Origin of the sequence: Kitasatospora sp. NPDC096147 (genome assembly GCF_044763225.1) — a bacterium.
In the GTDB taxonomy this organism is placed as follows: domain Bacteria; phylum Actinomycetota; class Actinomycetes; order Streptomycetales; family Streptomycetaceae; genus Kitasatospora.
On the sequence record NZ_JBIWFX010000018.1, the window covers coordinates 56462 to 77210 of the forward strand.

Here is a 20749-nt window from a genome sequence, read left to right on the forward strand (position 1 = left end):
GGATCCCCGGATCCGCTCAGCGCGAGCCGGAGTTGCGCGGGTGCCGCTTGGCCGAACGCTCGTTCCCCCGCTTGTAGTTGCCGGTCCAGCGGGCCATCACCAGCTGCGCGTCACCCGACTCCACCTCGGCCAGGAACTCGTCCGCGCGCTGCCCCCGGAGGGTGCCGGCCTGCTTGCGGCGGTGCAGGATCAGCACCGTCCCGTCCGGGCGCTGCTGGTACTCGAATCCCGACGGCGCGGGCACGTGCTCTCCTCTGTCCGATCGCTTCGACCGGCCCACCCTGGCCCACGTGTCGCACCCCGGCAAACGATTTCCGTGCGCCACCATGGGAGGAGGGGGTCCTTCGGACACGCCCGGGAGGCGGTCATGAGCGGCGACGGTTTCACCATCTGCCTGTGGTTCGACGGCCGGGCCGAGGAGGCGGCGGAGTTCTACGCCTCGGTCTTCCCGGACTTCCGGCCCGGCCGGGTGCTCCGCCGGCCCGCCTCGAAGCAGGGGCCCGCCGGGCCGGTGCTCACGGTGGAGTTCGAGCTGAACGGCCAGCGCTTCGTGGCGCTGAACGGCGGGCCGGAGTTCACCTTCAACGAGGCGGTCTCGCTCCAGATCGACTGCGCGGACCAGGCCGAGCTGGACCACTACTGGAGCCGGCTCACCGACGGCGGCCAGGCGGTGGCCTGCGGCTGGCTGAAGGACCGCTTCGGGGTCTCCTGGCAGGTCACCCCGACCGTGCTGACCGAGTGGATCGCCGACCCCGACCCGGAGCGGGCGGCCCGCACCTTCGGGGCCATGCTGGAGCTGACCAAGCTGGACATCGAGCCGCTGCGGCGGGCCTACGAGGGCGGCTGACGGCCCGCCGGGCGGCGGCGGTCAGGGCCAGTACGGCTCGGACCCCTCCGCCGCCCGGGCGAGTGCGGCGCCGTCCAGCTCCAGCGCGGTGCGCTCCAGGCCCAGGCCCGGCCACTCGACGGTGAACGCGAACGGCCCCGGGGGCAGCGGCGAGAGCCAGAGACGCTGCTCCGAGTCGTAGGAGTCGTCGCTGCTGCCGGACGAGCCGGCGGTCTCGAAGGCGCGGCCCCGGTAGCCCTCGCCCGCCTCGATCCCGAAGCGCAGGTCCGTCCGGGGCGGCAGCCGGTCCGGCGGCAGCGGGGCGAGGTCGCGGACCACCCGCGCCCAGACCTCCGACGGCAGCGAGCCACGCCGGGCCAGGACCAGCACGTCGACGAGGCAGCCGGTCGGGTACGCCTCCACCGAGCGGACCACCACCACCGCGTGCTCGCCGCGCGCCACGAACCGCTGCACCGCCACCGGCACACCCAGGACGTGCCGGGGCGGCTCGGACCAGATCCCTGTGTTCACGCGCTCACCCTAACCAGCCTCACCCGTCGCCAAACCTCGTGCGGCAAGCGGACGTTGGCCATCCACCGGGGCGCCGGTGCGGCGGCCGGGGCCGAGCCGGGCGATCATGTCCCCATGACCACCAGCACCCCTCCGGACCCGGCCTTCCAGCAGGCCCTCGCCGCCCACACCACCGTCACGCTCGCCTACGCCGACGCGGACGGCCCGCAGGCGTGCGCCGTCCTCTACGCGCCGACCGAACGTGCCACCCTGCTCTTCCTCTCCTCCCCCACCACCCGACACGGCCGGGCCCTGGACGGCGCCCGGGCCGCCTTCACCGTGCAGGCCGACGGCCAGGAGTGGCGCACCATCACCGGCCTCCAGGGCCACGGCACCTGCCGCACCGTCACCGATCCGGCCGCCCGGGACGCCGCCTGGGCCGTCTACGCGGCCCGGTTCACCTTCCTGGCCGAGGACCCGGCACTCACCGCCGCGCTCGCCCGCACCGCGCTCTGGGAGCTCACCCCCACCGATCTCCGGCTGATCGACAACTCCCGGGGCTTCGGCGACCACCGGGAGTGGTCCGCCTGACCCTCCGGGACCACCCGCCCCGGAGGTCACCCCCGCCCCGCCCGGCTCCCCGCGAGCCCGCCCCCTGGGGAGCCGCGCGTGCGCGGTCGACCGCCCGCCTCACGGCCGCTCGGCCTCCCAGAGACCGGTGAAGAGCTCGTCCAACTGCTCGGTGCCGACCGGCGGTTCGGCGATCGGGTGCTCCGCCCGGGCCCGGAAGGCGTCGAGCTGGAGGGCGAGGTAGCGGCGCCACAGGCCGGGCCGGACCGCCTCCGCCGCCGGGACGGCGCGGCAGAGCGGGCCGAGCAGGAAGAGCAGGTCCATCACCAGCACGTCCGGCCGCATGGTGCCCTGCCGCTGCGCCCGCTCCACCAGGGCCCCGACCGTCTCGGCGTTGCGCCGGCTGATCTCCATCATGGCCGGCACCGCCGGGATGGCGGCCGTCACCAGGTCGTTCAACCCCCGGTTCGCCGCGACGAGTTCGAAGACCCCGTCGAAGTACCGCTCGATGCCGGTCCAGCCGTCCGGCTCGGCCAGCGCGGCCTCCCCCGCCGCCAGCATGCCGTCCCCGGCGGTGGCGAAGACCTCGCGGATCAGCTCCTCCCGGGCCGGGAAGTGCCGGTACAGGGTGGCGTTGCCGACTCCGGCGCGACGGGCGATCAGGTCCAGCGGCACGTCCAGCCCCTGCTCGGCGAAGAGCTCGGAGGCCGCCGCCACCAGTGCCTCGCGATTGCGCCGCGCGTCCCGCCGCCGGGGGGCGGCCTGCTCATCCGTCATGCGTCAACCCTAGGCCCTGCCGATACAAGTGGGGACCACTCCCCACTACTGCTACGCTGCCCCTGCCCGGGAAACGAGGAGTAGTCCCCGTTTCGACCCCGGACCACGGACCGCGCACCAGGGGAGTGCCATGACCACCCGTCAGAACCGCGAGCACCCGGCCCACTCCGACCGATCCGGCCGCCCCGGCCCGTTCGACCGGTCCGGCCCGTCCGGCCTTCGCGCGGCCGACTGGCTGGACGGCCGACTGGGGATCCACACCCTGGCCAAGGCCAACCTGCGGAAGGTCTTTCCGGACCACTGGTCCTTCATGCTGGGCGAGATCTGCCTCTACAGCTTCCTGATCATCATCCTGACCGGCGTCTACCTGACGATGTTCTTCACCCCGAGCATGGCCGAGACGGTCTACCACGGCTCGTACGCCCCGCTCCAGGGGATCAGGATGTCGGAGGCCTACGCCTCGACCCTGGACATCTCCTTCGAGGTCCGCGGCGGTCTGCTGATCCGTCAGATCCACCACTGGGCCGCGCTGGTCTTCGTCGCCGCGATGTTCGTCCACATGATGCGGGTCTTCTTCACCGGCGCGTTCCGCAAGCCGCGCGAGGTGAACTGGGTCTTCGGCTTCCTGCTGCTCTTCCTCGGGCTGCTGGACGGGTTCTTCGGGTACTCGCTCCCCGACGACCTGCTCTCCGGCACCGGCATCCGCTTCGTCGAGGGCGTCACCCTGGCGGTGCCGCTGGTCGGCACCTACGCCCAGATGTTCCTGTTCGGCGGCGAGTTCCCCGGCACCGACATCGTGCCGCGGTTCTTCACCATCCACGTGCTGCTGGTCCCGGGGATCATGCTCGGCCTGCTGGTCGCGCACCTGATCCTGGTCTGGTACCACAAGCACACCCAGTGGGCGGGGCCCGGCCGGACCGAGCGGAACGTCGTCGGCATGCCGCTGATGCCGGTCTACCTGGCCAAGGCCGGCGGCTTCTTCTTCCTGGTGTTCGGCATCATCGCCGCCATCGCCGCGGTCGCCACCATCAACCCGATCTGGGCCTACGGCCCGTACCGCCCGGACCAGGTGTCGACCGACGCCCAGCCCGACTGGTACATGGGCTTCGCCGAGGGCCTGATCCGCGTCATGCCGGGCTGGGAGATCGGCCTGTGGGGCCACACCCTCAACCTCGGCATCCTGATCCCCTTCCTGGCCTTCCCCGCCGTGCTCGGCGCGATCGCGCTGTACCCGTTCCTGGAGGGCTGGGTCACCCGGGACACCCGTGAGCACCACCTCCTGGACCGCCCGCGCAACGCGCCGGTCCGCACCGCCCTCGGCGCGGCCTGGATCAGCCTCTACCTGGTCCTGCTGGCGGCCGGCGGGAACGACCTGTTCGCCACCCACTTCCACCTCTCGCTGAACACCATCACCACCGCCGCCCGGATCGGGGTGTTCACCGTCCCGGTCCTGGTCTTCACCGTCACCAGGCGCTGGTGCCTCGGCCTGCAACGGCGCGACCGCGACAAGGTGTCGCACGGCCGCGAGACGGGCATCATCAAGCGGCTGCCGCACGGCGAGTTCGTCGAGCTCCACCAGCCCCTGTCACCGGCCGAGTCGCACCGCCTGACCGCCCACCGGCCGCACTCCCCCATCGAACTCCCGCCCGGCGCCGGGATGTTGACCAGGCTCCGGGTCCGGCTCTCGCACGCCTACCACGGCCCGGCCGGCCGGCTCCCCGAGCCGCCTGCCGAGCAGCACCGCGAACTCACCGACGCGCACTGAGGGAGCCCCCGATGAGCAGCCTCGACGGCGACGAACTGGCCGCCACCCGCTACCTGTTGCTCACCACCTTCGAGCCCGACGGCAGCGCCGCGGCCGCCCCCGTCTGGGTGGTGGCGGACGGCTCCGGCCTCGGCGTCTGGACCCGGGCCGACTCCGCCGAGGTCCGCCGCATCCGCCGCCACCCCGGCGTCCTGGTCCAGCCCTGCGACGCCCACGGCCGCCCGCTCGGCGGCAGCCACCCCGCCCGCGCCGCCCTCTGCGGCCCGGAGGCCACCGCCTGCTACCGCACCTCGCTGCTCAACAAGTACGGCTTCCCGGCCCTGCTCACCCTGGCCCGCAGCCGCCTGCGCCTGGGCCTGGCCGGCACCGTCGGCATCCGGCTCACCCTCACCACCCCGCTCCCCTTCGGCGAGCCCTTCCGCCCGGACGGGACGTACAGCCTCAACTAGGGGCCGCCCGCCGTGGCGTAGAGTGCGGCCACCGAGTGGACGGGGGCGGGCATGAACGAGCGCGGCGGGTACTGGGATCCGGTCCCGGCGGCCCGGGCGGGCGGGGCGCGGCCGGTGCCGGAGGCGCTCCGATCGCCGGAGCGGGCCTACCCCGAGGCGTACCTGACGGGTCGTTGGGAGGAGCGGAACTGGCGCAACGTGCCGGGCCCGTTCTACGGGGCCGGGACCGACACCTGCGGCGCCGGGCCGTCGGCCGCGCCGGGTCACGTGCTGTGCGACGAGGACGGCCGGGAGTTCGTGCACCGGCAGCCCCGGAACGCCGCCGAGGTCGACCGGCTGCTGCTGGCCGCCTGGCGGGACCCGTTCGACGGCTACGGCTGGGACGGGGACCGGCACTGGACCCCGGACTCCGTCCGGGGCTGGTGGCACGACCGGGGCCGGCTGCGGGAGTGGGCCACCGGGCCGGCCGGCGAGTGGTCGGCCTGCTCCGACGGCGGCCACCGGGCTGCGGCGGCCACCGGGCTGCGCGGGCTGGTCAGCTACCTGGACGACGGTCTGGAGGGCGACCTGCGGCGGTACCTGTACTGGCTGGCGGAGGGCCGCTCTCCCGGGCCTGCGGAGCGGCTGCCCGGGCTGTAGGCGCTGTCAGCGGCAGACGGTTGAATGACCGTCATGAGCGCACCCGACGTCGCCCGCCTGCTGCCCGAGCCCGACCGGTTGCGGGAGCACTGCCTCGCCCTCGCGATGATGGAGGCGATCCTCTGCCCCGAGGAGGACTTCCGCTACCACGCCTTCGACGCCGACTGGGCACCCGGCGAGCAGCTCGCCTCGATGCGGAACGGGAGCGGTGACGAGCACTCCGTGGTCTTCACCCCCGCCGGGGTCTACCTGCGCGGCTTCGACCACGAGTCCTACCTGAGCCCGTACGCCGAGGGCCGGGTCTGGCCCGGGGTGGTGGACGCCGTCCCGGCCGAGCTGCGGCACTGCGTCACCGAGCCCGCCTTCTGCGACGGCGGCATGCCGACCCTGACGGCCGCGATCTGGCGGCTGACCGGCGACACCGCCTGGCGCACCGGCGAGATCGACTTCCCGCCCGGCCTGCCCGACGCGGACGGCGCCGACTGGCTGTTCCGCTCGCTGACCGACACCGCGCCCGAGACGTACGCGGAGTTCGCCGCCGACTACTACGAGACCGAGCTCGACCTCGACGCCGTCCGCCACGTCTTCGCGCTGCGCCCGCTCACCGAGCAGGTGGTCCGCGCCCTCAACCCCGAGCTCACCCTCGACGACCTCGCCGAGGACGTCAAGGAGACCGGGTACCCCACCAGCGCCTGACGGGGAGTGAGAGCTCCAGCCCGCTCAGCCGCTCCTCGACGGTGCCCGGCCGGCCGGGTGCCGCAGCCCCGGTGTCGGTCAGGTGCTCCCCCCGCCAGAGGGCGCCCCAGAGCCGGGGCTCCGGTGCCCGGAGGTGGTGCGGGCCGCAGGCGCACGGGCTGCGCAGCAGGCCGCAGCCCCGGCAGAGGTCGAGGAAGCCGTGCCCGGTCGACCGGGACAGCGGGCCGCGCTCGTCGCCGCACCGCTCGCAGCCGGGCAGTTCGGCCCCCCGCAGCACCAGCAGCCGGCGGCGCACGTAGGCCGGCAGCGAGAGTGCGGGGTGGCAGAGCGCGTCGTCCGGAACCGACCATCCCGCCGACCGCCACCGGTGCTCGGGCCGGGTGGCCGCCCGCAGGCCGGCCCGCTTCTCCGTCTTCCGGCGGGCCGCGTACTCCCGGCCCGCCGCCACCCAGAGCTCGCGCGCCTCGTGCAGCTCGCCGACCGCCCGGAGCAGCCAGGCCGGGTCGGTGACCGGCCCGCCGGGCCGTCGCTGATGGACGGTCAGGTGGTGATAGGTGGCCTGGAAGCCGTAGGCCGGGAACTCCGCCACGCAGTACCGCAGCGCCAGGTGGCGGCGGTGCAGCGGCAGCGTCTCGTCCAGGACGCGCGCCCGCTGGGTCCGGAAGCTTCCCATCACGCCACCGACCGGGTGCCGGGGTGTACGGGTACGGCGGGGGCGGGGGGCTCGGTCACCGGCCGAGTATCGCCCGGCCCCGCCCCGGCGGCATCCGGTTTTCCGCCTCGTACGCACGCTCCGGCAGGCGCCCGCACCGGCCCGGCTGGTTCCTTCGTGTGCACTTGAAAGCGACACGCGCGGCCGGCCCCGGCCCGGCGGGAACGGCTCCCGGCCGGAGCCGGTCCCGGCTCCCGGCCCGTGCGGCGGTGTCCCCCGGCGTGCGCCGGCCGTCGTCCAGTGAGGGGAACGTCCCGCCCGTGGCCACCCTGTGCCGTCCCGCCGTCGCCGTGCCCGAGTACGTGATCACCCTGGAGGACACCCTCGACCTGGCCCGGCGGTTGCACCCCGAGCACCCCCAACTCCCGCTCGCCCTACGGCTGATCGAGAACACCGGGGTACGCACCCGGCACCTGGTCCAGCCGATCGAGGAGACCCTCGCGCACCCCGGCTTCGAGGAGCGCAACCGCCGCTACGAGGCCGAGGCCAAGCGCCGGGTGCCGCCGGTGGTCCGGCAGGCGCTGGAGCACGCCCGGCTGACGCCCCGGGAGATCGACCTGATCGTCTACGTCTCCTGCACCGGCTTCATGATGCCCTCGCTCACCGCCTGGCTGATCAACTCGATGGGCTTCCGCCCGGACACCCGCCAGCTCCCGATCGCCCAGCTCGGCTGCGCGGCCGGCGGCGCCGCGATCAACCGCGCGCACGACTTCTGCACCGCCTACCCGAACGCCAACGCGCTCATCGTGGCCTGCGAGTTCTGCTCGCTCTGCTACCAGCCCACCGACCTGGGGGTGGGGAACCTGCTCTCCAACGGCCTGTTCGGCGACGCGGTGGCCGCCACCGCCGTGCGGGGCAGCGGCGGCACCGGCATCCGGCTGGAGCGCAACGCCTCCCACCTGGTGCCCGGCACCGAGGACTGGATCGCCTACAGCGTGCGCGAGACGGGCTTCCACTTCCTGCTGGACAAGCGGGTGCCCGGCACCATGGAGCCGCTCGCCCCGGTGCTCGCCGCGCTGGCCGAGCGGCACGGCTGGGACGTCGCCGACCTGGACTTCTACCTGGTGCACGCGGGCGGCCCGCGCATCCTGGACGATCTCTGCACCCATCTCGGCGTGGCACCCGAGGTGTTCCGCTTCAGCCGGGCCACCCTGACCGAGTACGGGAACATCGCCAGCGCCGTGGTGCTCGACGCGCTGGCCCGGCTGTTCGACGAGGGGAGCGCCACCGACCGGGCCACCGGGCTGATCGCCGGCTTCGGCCCGGGGATCACCGCCGAGGTCGCGCTCGGCCGCTGGACCGTCCCGGTCACGCCCCACTCCTTCGCCAACACCCTCATCAGGAGCGTCAATTGACCACCTCCACGGACACCGCCGAGGTGCACTTCTGGGCCCCGCCCGACCTGCCGGGCCTGGCGTTCGACCCGACCCTGTACCGGCTGCTGCACGAGGACCCGGTGGCGAGGGTCCGGCTGCCGAACGGCACCGGCCACGCCTGGCTGGTCACCCGGTACGAGGAGGTGAAGTTCGTCTCGGCCGACCCGAGGTTCAGCCGGGAGGCGGTCTGGGGCCGGGACGTCACCCGGGTCGCGCCGCACTTCATCCCGATGGAGGGGGCGCTCGGCTTCGCCGACCCGCCGGACCACACCCGGATGCGCCGGGTGGTGGCGAAGGCGTTCACCGCCCGGGCGATGCGCAGGCTGCGGGAGCGGGCCCAGCAGGTGATGGACGGCCTGCTGGACGCGATGGCGGCCGAACGGGCCCGGCACGGCGGGCCGGTGGACCTGATGGCGGGTCTCAACCGCCCCTTCCCGCTGGCCATGATGGGCGAGCTGATGGGCATCCCGGAGGCCGACCTGCACCTGGTCGCGCACTGGACCGACACCATCATCTCGGCCGGGGCCGGCCGGGAGGCCAGCGAGCGGGCCAAGGAGGAGTTCGCCGAGTACTTCACCGAACTGCTCGGCTGCCGCCGCCTGGAGCCCCGGGACGACCTGGCCGGGGTGCTGGCCGAGGCGGTCCAGGAGGAGACCCTCACCCTGAAGGAGGCCGTCGGCCTGGCCGTGCTGATCCAGCTCGGCGGCGGCCACGCCGTCCGCAACAACAGCGCCAACATGGTCTTCGCCCTGCTCACCCACCCCGACCAGCTGGCCCGCCTGCGGGCCGAACCCGCCCTGCTGCCAAGGGCGGTGGAGGAGCTGCTGCGCTACATCCCGCACCGCAACGCGGTCGGGCTGTCCCGGATCGCGCTGGCCGACGTCGAGGTGGGCGGCGTGCTGATCCCGGCCGGTGACCCGGTCTACGTCTCCTACCTGACCGCCAACCGCGACCCCTCGGTCTTCGCCGACCCGGACCGCCTCGACCTCGGGCGGGAGGACAACCCGCACGTCTCCTTCGGCCACGGCGCGCACTACTGCCCGGGGGCCTCGATGGCCCGGCTGGAGTCGGAGCTGATCCTGTCCTCGCTCTGGGACCGCTTCCCGGAGCTGCGACTGGCCGTGCCGGTGGAGCAACTGGTCTGGCAGCGGGGCGCGTTGATCCGCGGCCCGGAGACCCTTCCGGTGGAGTGGTGAGGCGGCCGTGACCTATCTGAACCCCCGGGACGGTCTGATCGTCCCGCCCGGCGGCGGCCGTACCGTGCACGCCGCCGCCCAGCAGGTCACCTTCAAGGTGACCGGCGCGCACTCGCTGGCCGCCTCCAGCTTCGAGGTGGTGGTGCCGCCCGGCTTCGACGTCGGCGCGCACGCGCACGGCCGCAGCGAGGAGCTCTTCCTGCTGCTGGACGGCGAGTTGGACGTGCTGGCGTTCGAACCGGAGGACCGCTCGCCGCAGGACTGGCGCAGCTGGCGCTCGCCCGAGGGCGCCACCTACCAGCGGGCGAAGGCGGGCACCGTGATCCTGGTGCCGCCCGGCTGCCCGCACGCCTTCGCCAATCCGACCGGCCGCCCGGCCCGGATGTTCTTCCAGGCCTCGCCGCCGCCCCACCACGAGCGCTACTTCGAGGAGTTGCTCGACCTGCTGAACGCGGACGGCGGCATCGACCACGAGGCGGTCGAGGCCCTCCGGCAGCGCTACGACATCCAGCAGCTCACCCCGCTGCGCCACACCCTCCCCGACGAGGCCCCCGCATGACCGAACTCGACTGCCCCGCCACCGCGCCGGAGTGCCCCGCCGCCACACCCGAGCACCTCGCCACCGGACCGGAGCACCCTACCGGCACACCCGAGCACCCCGCCGCCGCACCCGAGCGCCCGGAGCCCGGCGTCCGCGTCCACCCCTGGCCGGTCGACCACCTCCCCGAGCTGGCCTTCGACCCACTGCTGCACCGCCTGCTGCGCGAAGAGCCGGTCGCCCGGGTGAAGTTGGCGCACGGCGAGGGCGACGCCTGGCTGGCCACCCGGTACGAGGACGTCAAACTCGTCTCGGCCGACCCGCGGTTCAGCCGGGCGCTCACCGTGGACCGGCCGATCACCAGCATGACCCCGCACGCGGTCGCCCCGCCCGGCGGCGTCGGCCGGGCCGACCCGCCGGACCACACCCGGCTGCGCCGCCTCACCGCGCAGACCTTCCACCGGAAGCGGGTCGCCCTGCTCCGGGTGGAGGCCCAGCGGATCACCGACGGGCTGCTGGCCGCGATGCTGGAGCAGGGCCCGCCCGCCGACCTCACCGAGGCGCTCACCGGCCCGCTGCCTGCCGCCGTCACGGCCCGGCTGATGGGCGTGCCGCCGGCCGACCTCGGGCTGCTCCAGGGCTGGCGGGCCGTCATCCTCTCCAGCGACCACAGCGCCGCCGAGGCGGGCGCGGTGAAGGCCGAGATCGCCGACTACTTCAGGGCACTGGCCGACCACCGGGCCGAGCACCCGGCCGAGGACCTGTTCAGCGAGCTGGTGGCGGCCCACCGGGCGGGCGGGCTCAGCCGCCCCGAGCTGATCTCGCTCTCGGTGATGATCGTGCTCAACGCACTGGACCAGATCCGGAACCAGACCTCGACCATGGTCTACACCCTGCTCACCCACCCGGAGCAGCTCGCCGCGCTACGCGCCGATCCCTCCGGGCTCCCCGCCGCCGTCGAGGAGCTGCTCCGCTTCATCCCGCAGCGCAACGGCGTCGGGATGCCCCGGGTCGCCACCGAGGACGTCGAGGTCGGCGCGGTGCTGATCCGGGCCGGCGAGCCGGTCTACGTCTCCTACCTGGCCGCCAACCGCGACCCCTCGGTCTACACCGCTCCCGACACCCTGGACCTCACCCGGGACGAACCGCCCCACCTCGCCTTCGGCCACGGCCCGCACTACTGCGTCGGGGCCGCCCTGACCCGGATGCACGCGGAAGTCGTGCTCTCCACCCTGCTCACCCGGCTGCCCGGCCTGCGGCTGGCCGTCCCGGCCACCGAGGTCCGCTGGCACCGGGGCACCGTCAACCGGGGCCCGGTGGCCCTGCCGGTCGCCTGGTAGCCGCCCGGGAGGGCCCGGACGCGGACGTGCCCGCCCGCCCCACGACTGCGGGGCGGGCGGGCACGTCACGGCCTGACGCCCGCTCAGAACTGCACGTCGGTGCAGGAGTAGAAGGCGTTGTTGGTGTCGGCCACGTCCCAGACCGCCACCACCACGTGGTGTCCGGTCCGGCCGGTCGGCAGGGTGGCGGTGTGGGTGGTGACGGCGGCGGGCTGCTTGCCGCCGTACGGCACGGTCAGGAAGGGGGTGAGGTCCAGGCTGGCCCGGGTGATCTTCTGGGTCGGGTCGTAGCCCTGCTTGGTGAGGAAGTAGCGGAAGTTGGTGGTGGCGTGCCGCGCCTCGATCTCCCAGGTGAAGGTGCGCTGCGCGCCCGCCGTCACCTTGGTGGTCGGCCAGGCGCCGTTGCGCGGGTTGTCCAGCGGGGCCCAACGGGCGTCCGCCCCGGCGCAGATGGTGCCGTCCGCCGGGCCGCGGCTCGGGAAGCCCTTCGGGCCCTCGACGCTCTGCGGCTCCCACTGGATGTCGCCGCAGTTCTTCACCACACCGGCTCCGCAGAGCGCGGCCCGGCTCGGCGGCTGGTTGATGAAGCCGTGCGACTGGGCCGGCACGGCCAGGCCGATCGGCACGGCGAGCGCGGCCACTGCCGCGCCGACGATGGTACGAGTGCGCATGGTGCTCCTCCGTGGGGGTGGATGGAGTGTCACGCCGGACGCGGACGGCAGCGCGGTGCACGTGGGGGTGCACCGCCGTGGGAGCCACCGATGGCATGCCTGCGCCAGGTCTGACCACACCGTAGGCACCGGGCCGACTGGCCGTCAATGGTCCAGACCAGTATCCGAGTTCTGTCCAATCACCGTGCAGAAAAGTCCACTTGACACAGTGTCAGGTGACTCCTCAGATCCGCCGGATGGTGTTGATGGTGATCGCGTCCGCCTTCATGATCTTCACCACGTCGCCCTTGCGCGGCGCGTGCACGACCATCCCGTTCCCGATGTACATCCCGACGTGGGTCCGGTCCGCCCGGTAGACCACCAGGTCGCCCGGCTGCGCGTTGCGCCAGTCCGTCCCGATGCCGGTCCCCACGTTGCCCTGGGCCTGGGAGGTGCGCGGCAGCGCCACCCCGGCCTTGGCATAGGCGTAGACCATCAGACCGGAGCAGTCGAAGGAGCCCGGCCCGCCCGCCGCCCACTCGTACGGCTTGCCCTGCTGCTCCAGCGCGACCCGGACCGCCGTCGCCGCGTTCCCGCTCGCCTGCGGCAGGGCCGCCGGGTCGATCTGCACCCCGCCCCGCGCCGCGCTCCGGGAGGCCGCACCGCCACCGGCCGGGCGGCCGACCGTCACCGGGGCGTCGGTGCCGCGGACGATCGCGGCCCGGTCGGCCGCGTTCAGGGTGCCGAGCAGCCGCTCCGACTCCTGGAGCTTGCGCCGGATCTCCGCCTTGGTGCTGCTCAGCAGCTGGGTCGAGCGGTCCAACTCGCCCAGTACCGCGGCGGCCTCCGCCTTCTGCTGGTCCAGCCGGCCCTGCTCGGCCCGCAGCGCCTTGAGCACCCCCGCCTGGGTGCTCGCCACCTGGCCGGCCGAGGAGGCCTGCGAGAGGTAGGCGTCCGGATCGGCCGAGAACATCAACTGCACCGCCGGGTCGATCCCCCCGTGCCGGTACTCGTCCCCCGCCACCGCCGCCAGCCCGGAGGCCAGCTCGGCCACCCGCTCCTGCCCCCGGGCGATCCGGTCCTGCAACTGCCCGGCCTGCTGCCGCAGTTGATCGGCCCGCTCGGTGGCACCGTTGTACTTCTCGGTCGCCGCCTCCTGCTCCAACAGCAGCTGGTCGACCTGCGCCTTCACCTGCTCCTTGCCGACCGGCCCGGGCACCGCGTGCGCGGTGCCACCACCCTGGGCCGACAGCGCCACCGCCGTCGCGGCGGCGGCCGTCAGGACCGAGGTGTGGGCGCGGCCGGGCCGCCGAGGTCGCCGGTGCGAGGCCATGGGGGAAGCTCCTTCGTCCTGCCGGCCGACCCCTCAAGATGAAGATCGCGAACCGGACATCACCCGCACGGTAATCACCCGAACGACCCCGTGTCCATCCCGTGACCTTCGAACTGCCCTTTAGGGCAACCCTTCTGACCCCGAATCAGCGACGGCCGGCGGTGAGGACCAGCAGGAACTGGCCGCCGCCCGGCTCGACACCGGTGGTCAGCGGGAGACCGGGGACCAGCCGGGAGAGGCGGTCCGCCAGCCAGTCGGCCGCCTCCTGGGCGTCCTTGCGGGTGGGGCAGCGGCCGACCACCTCACGGCCGCCCTTGCGCTCCAGCCGCTCGGTCACGGTGAGCAGCGGGGCGGGCTCGACCACGTAGAGGCGCTCGGGCCAGGCGATGACCACCTTGACCGCGCCCTTGCGGGAGTTGCAGCCGCGGTGGGCCAGCCGCTCGGCCAACTTGGCCTTGCGGTCGGCGGTGCGGCTGTCCACGCTGGGCCCGCGCGGGTCGTTCACCGACTCGTCCGGATCGACCGGCTCGTCACAGACCCAGCAGCGCCAGCCGTCGCGTTCGGCCACGTCATCGAGGAGACTCATCCGGGCAAACTAGCCTGCCCGGCGGCCGGCACGCCAACGGGCGGGGCGGCCCGGCTCCGCGCCGCCCCGCCCGACGGCCCGTCAGAGCAGCGGGCCGGTGAGCGGGAGCACCACCGTGCAGGGCACCGGACGCGGGTGGGCCGGGTCCAGGGCGTTCAGCACGTACGTCAGCGCGACCGGGTCGTAGGCGATCTCGGTGTGGTCGGCGGCGTCCAGCGGGCAGGCGTCCTGGAGCGTGACGTTGGTGACGCCGGGGCCGTCCAGGAAGGCCGAGGCGTAGGGGGTGACCACCTGGTCGAACCTGCTCGCGACGACCGTGTAGCGGACCCCGGGCACGGTGTCCCCGCCCGCGTTCAGCTCGGTGAGGAACGGGGAGCCGGCCTCCTGGTCCACACAGGCCGGACAGGCCGGGCCGAGCAGGAAGGCGTTGGCGGGCTCCAGCAGGCCGAGGGCGGAGGCCAGGGTGCCGATGCCGTCCAGGGTGGTGCCGTGGTTGCTGGGGGCGATGCCGACCAGGGCGCCGACCTTGGCCGCCCCGCCCAGGTACTTGAGGTAGTGGCGCGGCATCATGCCGCCCTGCGAGTGCCCGACCAGATCCACCTCGGCCGCCCCGGTGGCGGCCAGCACCCGGTCCACGAAGGCCGCCAGCTGCCCGGCGCTGCGCGCCACCGGCCCGGTGCCCTGGATCGGATTCCCCTCCGCCGCACCGTAGTTGAAGGAGAAGACGCAGTACCCTTCGTTCGCCAGCAGCGGCGCCGCGCCGCCCCAGTTGTCGTTCTGGTTCTCGAAGGTGCCGTGCACCAGCACCACCGGGGCGGGGTGCGCCGCGCTCGGCCGGCAGGCCAGGTCGTTCGCACCGTCGGCCGCCCGGCCGGGCTGCGCGAAGCCCTTCAGGAAGCCGACCGTGAAGTTGGTCTCCACCGGCCGCTGCCCGGCCGCCGCCGCGCTGCCGCCACCGCCCGCCGTCAGCGCGCACGCCAGCGCCAGCACGGCGGCCGGTACGCGGGACCTCAGAACTCCGAGCACAGGACCGTCCCTCTCCGGCGGTGGGGTGACCGGGACACCGCGCTCCCGATGGAGCGTCAGAGGGGGTAACTGCTCGGGAAGCGGCCCGGTGACGCCCCGGGCGGGTGGACCGCCGGCCACGGTGCCCCGCCCGAACGGCTGATGGACGGGCGGGGCGCGGCCGGCGGCCCGCAGGTGCCACCCGACCTGGCGGCTGCGCGCGAGGCGCTCTCCGGGTGGCAGCGGGGCCGGCGGGTGGCAGCGCGCTCGGCCGGATCAGCGGTACAGGAACTTGACCGCGCGCAGCTTCAGGCGGTCGGCGGTGGCACCGCCGTGCGGGCGCAGGGTGCGGGTGTCACCGGCGCAGACCGCGTCGTCGTAGACCAGGGTCCACCAGTCGGTGCCGTTCTGCGGACCGAAGGCGGGGGCCGAGGTGTCCGGGTCGGCGGCCTCCTCGATGGTGATGCAGACCCCGGCGGTGGGGTCCTGCATCGTCCGGGTCAGCACCCGGCCGTCCGGAGCGGCGTACCGGTAGCTGAAGGTGCCGGTGGCGACCTGGACGGCCTCGGCGGCCCCGGACGCGGCCGGGGCGGACGGGGTGGCGGGGGCCGGGGTGCTGAGCACGGCCGTGACGGCGAGGGCGCCGCAGACGGCGCCTAGGGTGTGCCAGGGGCGCACGGAGGTTCTCGTCTCCTCAGGAGCGGAAAGGTCTCTGCACTTCTATCCCCGCCACACCCCGGACGGCGTACGCCCCGCGCCAAAGGGGCGTACGCGTCACCCGTCGGGCCCACGGCCCCGGCGTGTCAGCCCGCCTGGAAGACCTGCTTGCCCCCCACGTACGTGCGCTCCACCCGGGCCTGCGCGATCTCCGCCGCCGGGTGGGCGAACGGGTCGCGGTCCAGCACCACCAGGTCGGCCAGCAGGCCCTCCTGGAGCGAGCCGGCCTCCTCGCAGCCGTTCACGTGCGCGGAGCCGGCGGTGTACGCGGCGAGCGCGGTGCCGAGGTCGAGGCGCTGCTCGGGCAGGAAGACCCGGTCGTCCTCGGTGCCCGGCTCCATCCGGTTGACCGCGACGTGGATGCCCGCCAGCGGGTCGGGGCTGGAGACCGGCCAGTCGCTGCCGGCCGCCAGGGTGGCGCCGGCCCGCAGCAGGTCGCCGAAGGGGTACTGCCAGCCGGCCCGCTCGGCGCCGAGGAACGGGATGGTGAGCTCGTCCATCTGCGGCTCGTGGGCGGCCCAGAGCGGCTGCAGGTTGGCGATCGCACCGAGCGGGGCGAACCGGCCGATGTCCTGCGGGTGCACCACCTGGAGGTGGGCCAGGTGGTGGCGGTTGCCGCGCTGGCCGTTGGCGGCCAGCGCGGCCTCGACGGCGTCCAGCGCCTCCCGGACGGCGCGGTCGCCGAGGGCGTGGAAGTGCACCTGGAAGTCGAGCGCGTCGAGCCGGGTGACGTACTCGCGCAGCGCCTCCGGATCGACGAAGCTCAGGCCCGAGTTGGCGGTGGCGCAGCCGCAGCCGTCCAGGTAGGGGGTGGTCATGGCGGCGGTGAAGTTCTCCGCGATGCCGTCCTGCATGATCTTGACCGACCAGGGCCGGAACCGACCGTGCGTCAACTCGGCCCGCCGCTGCACCAGTTCGGCGATCTGCTCGGCGCCGCGCTCGCGGTCCCACCAGAGCGCGCCGGTCACCCGGGCGGTCAGCTCGCCGGAGCGGGCGGCGGCCAGGTAGGCGTCGGACGGGTCCGGCTGGCCGTTGAAGACGCCGAGCAGGGCGTCCTGCCAGCCGGTGATGCCGAGCGAGTGCAGCAGTTCCTGGGCCCGGAGCAGCCCGGCCAGCCGGTCGGCGGCGGTGCTCGGCGGGACGAGCCTGGCGACCAGCGCGGTGGCGCCCTCCTGGAGCACGCCGTTCGGGGTGCCGTCGGCCTCCCGCTCGATCCGGCCGTCGGCCGGGTCCGGGGTGTCGGCCGTGACGCCGGCCAGCTCCAGCGCACGGGTGTTGGCCCAGGCGCCGTGGTGGTCCCGGTTGACCAGGTAGACCGGCCGGTCCGGCACCACCGAGTCGATCAGCTGACGGCTCGGCAGCCCGCCCTCGAAGCTCTCCATCGACCAGCCGCTGCCGGTGATCCACTCCCGCTCGGGGTGCGCCTCGGCGAAGGCCCGGATCCGCTCCAGGTAGTCCGCCACGCCGATGGTGTCGCTCAGGTCGCACTCGCCCAGCTCCATGCCGCCGAAGACCGCGTGCACGTGCGCGTCCTGGAAGCCGGGCACCAGCAGCCGGCCCTTCAGGTCCACCACCTCGGTGCGCGGGCCGATCAACTCGCGGATCTCGTGGTGCCCGACGGCGGTGATCCGCTCGCCGGTGACGGCGAGGCCGGTGGCCCGGGTGCGGGCGGCGTCGGCGGTGAACACCGGGCCGCCGGTGAAGACCAGGTCGGCATGGGTCATGAGGAGTGCTCCTGACGGGTCGTTCGATGTGGTTCGTGTGGTGGGGGCCGGCCGGCCGCGGCGCTCGGCGCGGGCCGGCCGGCCCCGGTCTGCGGGCGGTCAGCCGTGCGGCAGCAGGTCGGCGCTGTCGGCGTCGGTGCCCCGGCCGGTGGTGAAGTAGGCGGACTTGCGGACCCACTTGGCCCAGGCGGCGGCCACCAGCCCGGTGCCGATCATCAGGCCCGGCACCAGCAGCTGGAACCAGCCGTTCTCCGCGCTGACCTCGAAGTGGTCGGCCGAGTCCCAGAAGCTCCAGGCCAGGTAGCCGCCGACGGCCAGCAGCACGGCCGCGCCGAGCAGCGGGGCGACCACCACCCGCAGACCGGCCAGCGGCTCGGTGCGCAGCAGGCCGCGGAAGCGGACGGCGGCGGCCAGCGCGGTGAGCGCGTAGTAGAGCACCACCACGATGCCGATCGCGTTCACGGCGGCACTGATCAGGTCGGTGACGGTCGGGATGACCAGCGAGAGCAGCGCGATCGCCGAGGCGATCACCACCAGCAGCACGGTGCCGATCGCGGGAGTGCCGTACTTGGGGTGGATCCGGGTCCAGACCGGGCCCAGGGTGCGGTCCCGGCCCATCGCGAAGGTGCCGCGCGCGGTCGGGATGACGGACGCCTGGAGCGAGGCCACCGCCGACATGGTCAGGGCGATCAGCGGGAGCGCGGCCAGCGGCTGCTGGGCCAGCTTCTCGCCGAAGTAGGTCAGGCCCTGGGCACCGTTGTCGGCCAGCTCGTCCAGCGGCAGCACCCGCTGGAAGGCGGTGCCGGCCAGCAGGAACAGCAGCAGCATCATGACCAGCGCGATGATGCCGCCACGCGAGGCGTCCTTGGGGTCGTGGGTCTCCTCGGCGACCGTGAAGACCGACTCGAAGCCCCAGTAGCAGAACACCGCGAGCACCATGCCCTGGGCCAGCGCGCCCATGGTCGGGATGGCGAAGGGGTTGAACCACTCCAGCGAGAACGGCTGGTCGCCGGCGAACAGCCCGTACCCGCAGAAGCCCAGCAGCACCAGGTACTCGAAGCCCAGCAGGTACTTCTGCAGCCGGGCCGCCAGGCCCAGGCCGCGCACCGCGATGGCGGTGGCACCGGCCAGCACCACCAGGCCGATCAGGGTGGTCTGCAGGGTCGAGTCCGGGTCCAGGTGCAGCCCGGCCACGCTCTCCACCCCGCCCTTGGCGGCCAGCTGGATCAGCGCCGAGCCGGTCACCGCGACGGTGTACGACATGAAGACGATGGTGCCGACGGTGTTCACCCAGCCGGTCAGGAAGCCCAGCCAGGGGTTGAGCGTGCGGCCCACCCAGGTGTAGGCGTTGCCCGCGTTGGGCTCCACCTGGTTGAGCCGCCCGTAGGCGACCGCGATGCCGAGCACCGGGAGGAAGGCCAGCAGCATGATGGCCGGCAGGTGCAGGCCGACCACCCCGGCGGTCAGGCCGAGCCCGATGCCGATGCTGGAGGTGGCCGCCGTACTGGACGCGGCGATCGCCACGCCGTCGACCATCCCGATGGACTTCTTCATCACAGGGGCCGGGACCGGGGTTCTTACCCCGTCCTTCGCTGTTGCGCCCAACAAGCCACCGCCTTGACCAGGGGGCTTTCGGTCAGCCCCGGGTGCGGTCATGAAACTCCGGCCCCCTTCTCACGTCAATGCCGTTGTCATAAGAACACACCCGGCCTAGGCTCCGAACCATGAGTGAACGCGTGGTGCGCGAACCCGACCGGCGGCGCCGCCGGCCCACCAAGACCGGTACGGTGCTCTCCGAGCAGGTGATCGTGGAGACGGCGCTGCGGCTGCTCGGCCAGCACGGCGCCGAGGCCCTGACGGTCCGTCGGCTCGGCGCGGCGCTCGGCGCCGACCCGAGCGCCCTCTACCGCTACTTCCACTCCACCGACGACCTGGTGGTGGCGATCACCGACGAACTGATCGCCCGCGCCCAGGAGGGCGCCGAGCCGACCGGCGACTGGCAGCGCGACCTGCGCGAGATCGGCCTGCGCATCCAGCACGCCTACCGCTCCCACCCGCAGGCCGCCGCCCTCTCGGCCGCCCGCACCACCGGCCGCCAGCACGAGATCCGCGCGGTGGAGACCATCCTCGGCATCCTGCGCGGGGCCGGCTTCCCCGACCGGGACGCCGTCCGGCTGTACCACGTCTTCGTCGACCAGAGCCTGGCCTTCGCCGCCCTGGACGCCGCCGTGGCCGCCCTCCCGGCCGCCGCCCAGGCGGCCGACTCCGCCGTCTGGTCCACCCGCTACGCCGGCCTCTCCCCCGACACCCACCCGCACATCGCGGCCACCACCCCGCTGCTGATCGCCGAGATGAACCGCTCCGCCTACCCGCTCGCCCTGGACCTGCTGCTCGACTCCTTCGCCTCCCGGCTGCCCGCACGCGGCTGACGCACCGTCGGCGCGCGGTTGTCGGTGGCCCTGGCTAGCGTGACGGGGGACACACCACACCTCCCCACGAAGAGACGGATCAGGGCCATGACCGAATACACCGAGGGCTCCCCCTGTTGGGTCGACGCGATGTTCGCCGACGTGGAGGGCGCCAAGTCCTTCTACTCCGAGGTGCTCGGCTGGACCTTCGCCGAGGCCGCCTCCGAGTACGGCGGCTACACCCAGGCGTACTCCGACGGCAAGGCGGTGGCCGCCGTGGTGCCGCCGATGCCGGGCCAGGAGGGCCAGTCCGCCTGGTGCCTCTACCTCTCCTCCCCGGACGCCGCCGCCACCGCCGAGAAGATCACCGCAGCCGGCGGCCAGGTGCTGATGGCCCCGATGCAGGTCGGCGACTTCGGCACCATGGCGATCGCCGCCGACCCGGGCGGCGCGGTCTTCGGCGTCTGGCAGGGCGGCGCGCACCGGGGCTTCGAGAAGGTCAACGAGCCGGGCGCGTTCTGCTGGGCCGAGGTCTTCACCCGGGAGCCGGCGAAGGCCGACGCCTTCTTCCCGGCGGTCTTCCCGTACGGCGTGAAGACGATGGCCGACGAGCACGTCGACTTCCGCACCTACAACCTCTCCGGCGGCCCGGCCCTCGGCCGGATGAAGATGGGCGAGGAGTTCCCGCCCGAGGTCCCCGCGTACGTCAACGTCTACTTCGCCGTGCCGGACTGCGACGACGCGGTGGAGAAGGCCAAGAAGCTCGGCGCCACCCTCCAGTTCGGCCCGATGACCAGCCCGTTCGGCCGCTTCGCGTCCCTGACGGACCCGCAGGGGGCGAACTTCTCGGTGATCGACCTGACCACCGTCGAGGGCGAGATGCCGGACCTGGCCGACGTCTGACGGACACGGGAGGGGCGGGCACCCGGCCC

General features: G+C 73.8%; 23 protein-coding genes. 12 read left to right on the forward strand and 11 right to left on the reverse strand.

Features of this window, described 5'->3' with window-relative positions:
* Positions 1-16 precede the first annotated feature (16 nt).
* Positions 17-244, reverse strand: a complete 228-nt coding sequence (locus tag ACIRBX_RS34275) for a hypothetical protein (RefSeq protein WP_402303409.1) — start codon at positions 242-244, stop codon at positions 17-19.
* Between the two features lie 123 nt (positions 245-367).
* Between ACIRBX_RS34275 and ACIRBX_RS34280 the strand changes: the two genes are divergently transcribed.
* Positions 368-847, forward strand: coding sequence for a VOC family protein (locus ACIRBX_RS34280; RefSeq protein WP_402303411.1), 480 nt, complete (start codon positions 368-370; stop codon positions 845-847).
* A gap of 21 nt (positions 848-868) precedes the next feature.
* Here the strand turns inward: ACIRBX_RS34280 and ACIRBX_RS34285 are convergent, their stop codons facing one another.
* Positions 869-1357 (reverse strand): hypothetical protein, encoded by a 489-nt coding sequence (locus ACIRBX_RS34285; protein ID WP_402303414.1) that lies wholly within the window; start codon positions 1355-1357, stop codon positions 869-871.
* Positions 1358-1471: 114 nt separating this feature from the next.
* On the opposite strand from ACIRBX_RS34285, the gene ACIRBX_RS34290 reads away from it, so the two are divergent.
* Entirely contained in the window at positions 1472-1927 is a 456-nt protein-coding gene (locus ACIRBX_RS34290) for a pyridoxamine 5'-phosphate oxidase family protein (protein WP_402303416.1), read from the forward strand.
* A gap of 99 nt (positions 1928-2026) precedes the next feature.
* On the opposite strand, the gene ACIRBX_RS34295 is transcribed toward ACIRBX_RS34290, so the two are convergent.
* Positions 2027-2683 carry a TetR/AcrR family transcriptional regulator gene (locus tag ACIRBX_RS34295; protein WP_402303418.1) on the reverse strand — a complete coding sequence of 219 codons (657 nt, stop codon included), beginning with the start codon at positions 2681-2683 and terminating at the stop codon, positions 2027-2029.
* Between the two features lie 130 nt (positions 2684-2813).
* On the opposite strand from ACIRBX_RS34295, the gene ACIRBX_RS34300 reads away from it, so the two are divergent.
* Genes ACIRBX_RS34300 through ACIRBX_RS34315 form a run of 4 tightly spaced genes read left to right on the forward strand, consistent with a single transcriptional unit; the run spans position 2814 to position 6232 of the window.
* Entirely contained in the window at positions 2814-4448 is a 1635-nt protein-coding gene (locus ACIRBX_RS34300; protein ID WP_402303421.1) for a cytochrome bc complex cytochrome b subunit, read from the forward strand.
* 11 nt (positions 4449-4459) lie between these two features.
* Positions 4460-4897 (forward strand): PPOX class F420-dependent oxidoreductase, encoded by a 438-nt coding sequence (locus ACIRBX_RS34305; RefSeq protein WP_402303423.1) that lies wholly within the window; start codon positions 4460-4462, stop codon positions 4895-4897.
* 51 nt (positions 4898-4948) lie between these two features.
* On the forward strand, positions 4949-5536 hold the full coding sequence (locus tag ACIRBX_RS34310; protein ID WP_402303425.1) for a ferredoxin: 588 nt from the start codon (positions 4949-4951) through the stop codon (positions 5534-5536).
* Between the two features lie 33 nt (positions 5537-5569).
* Positions 5570-6232: a hypothetical protein gene (locus ACIRBX_RS34315; RefSeq protein ID WP_402303426.1), complete on the forward strand. Its 663-nt coding sequence runs from the start codon at positions 5570-5572 to the stop codon at positions 6230-6232.
* Here the strand turns inward: ACIRBX_RS34315 and ACIRBX_RS34320 are convergent.
* Positions 6201-6905 (reverse strand): hypothetical protein, encoded by a 705-nt coding sequence (locus tag ACIRBX_RS34320; RefSeq protein ID WP_402303428.1) that lies wholly within the window; start codon positions 6903-6905, stop codon positions 6201-6203. The two genes, ACIRBX_RS34315 and ACIRBX_RS34320, sit on opposite strands and share 32 nt — an antisense overlap.
* Before the next feature lie 299 nt (positions 6906-7204).
* Between ACIRBX_RS34320 and ACIRBX_RS34325 the strand changes: the two genes are divergently transcribed.
* The 4 genes from ACIRBX_RS34325 to ACIRBX_RS34340 are packed head-to-tail and all read left to right on the forward strand — an operon-like array spanning position 7205 to position 11394.
* Complete coding sequence (locus ACIRBX_RS34325) at positions 7205-8299, forward strand: type III polyketide synthase (protein WP_402303431.1); 1095 nt, start codon at positions 7205-7207, stop codon at positions 8297-8299.
* Complete coding sequence (locus ACIRBX_RS34330) at positions 8296-9516, forward strand: cytochrome P450 (RefSeq protein ID WP_402303433.1); 1221 nt, start codon at positions 8296-8298, stop codon at positions 9514-9516. Before ACIRBX_RS34325 ends, ACIRBX_RS34330 begins: the two co-directional genes overlap by 4 nt.
* A gap of 7 nt (positions 9517-9523) precedes the next feature.
* Complete coding sequence (locus ACIRBX_RS34335) at positions 9524-10075, forward strand: cupin domain-containing protein (protein ID WP_402303435.1); 552 nt, start codon at positions 9524-9526, stop codon at positions 10073-10075.
* Complete coding sequence (locus ACIRBX_RS34340; protein WP_402303437.1) at positions 10072-11394, forward strand: cytochrome P450; 1323 nt, start codon at positions 10072-10074, stop codon at positions 11392-11394. Before ACIRBX_RS34335 ends, ACIRBX_RS34340 begins: the two co-directional genes overlap by 4 nt.
* 83 nt (positions 11395-11477) lie before the next feature.
* On the opposite strand, the gene ACIRBX_RS34345 is transcribed toward ACIRBX_RS34340, so the two are convergent.
* The 7 genes from ACIRBX_RS34345 to ACIRBX_RS34375 form a co-directional block, all read right to left on the reverse strand.
* On the reverse strand, positions 11478-12065 hold the full coding sequence (locus ACIRBX_RS34345) for a lytic polysaccharide monooxygenase (RefSeq protein ID WP_402303439.1): 588 nt from the start codon (positions 12063-12065) through the stop codon (positions 11478-11480).
* Between the two features lie 223 nt (positions 12066-12288).
* Positions 12289-13377, reverse strand: a complete 1089-nt coding sequence (locus tag ACIRBX_RS34350; RefSeq protein ID WP_402303440.1) for an NlpC/P60 family protein — start codon at positions 13375-13377, stop codon at positions 12289-12291.
* A gap of 145 nt (positions 13378-13522) precedes the next feature.
* Positions 13523-13963 (reverse strand): hypothetical protein, encoded by a 441-nt coding sequence (locus ACIRBX_RS34355; RefSeq protein WP_402303443.1) that lies wholly within the window; start codon positions 13961-13963, stop codon positions 13523-13525.
* 81 nt (positions 13964-14044) lie between these two features.
* Entirely contained in the window at positions 14045-14989 is a 945-nt protein-coding gene (locus ACIRBX_RS34360; RefSeq protein WP_402303444.1) for a lipase family alpha/beta hydrolase, read from the reverse strand.
* A gap of 255 nt (positions 14990-15244) precedes the next feature.
* On the reverse strand, positions 15245-15646 hold the full coding sequence (locus ACIRBX_RS34365) for a hypothetical protein (protein WP_402303446.1): 402 nt from the start codon (positions 15644-15646) through the stop codon (positions 15245-15247).
* Positions 15647-15771: 125 nt separating this feature from the next.
* The gene (locus ACIRBX_RS34370) at positions 15772-17409 is read right to left on the reverse strand and encodes an amidohydrolase (RefSeq protein WP_402303449.1); all 1638 of its coding nucleotides are present in this window, start codon (positions 17407-17409) and stop codon (positions 15772-15774) included.
* Positions 17410-17508: 99 nt separating this feature from the next.
* Positions 17509-18963, reverse strand: a complete 1455-nt coding sequence (locus ACIRBX_RS34375; protein WP_402303451.1) for an APC family permease — start codon at positions 18961-18963, stop codon at positions 17509-17511.
* A gap of 170 nt (positions 18964-19133) precedes the next feature.
* On the opposite strand from ACIRBX_RS34375, the gene ACIRBX_RS34380 reads away from it, so the two are divergent.
* Positions 19134-19838, forward strand: coding sequence for a TetR/AcrR family transcriptional regulator (locus ACIRBX_RS34380; protein WP_402303453.1), 705 nt, complete (start codon positions 19134-19136; stop codon positions 19836-19838).
* A gap of 87 nt (positions 19839-19925) precedes the next feature.
* Complete coding sequence (locus ACIRBX_RS34385) at positions 19926-20720, forward strand: VOC family protein (protein ID WP_402303456.1); 795 nt, start codon at positions 19926-19928, stop codon at positions 20718-20720.
* Positions 20721-20749 lie beyond the last annotated feature (29 nt).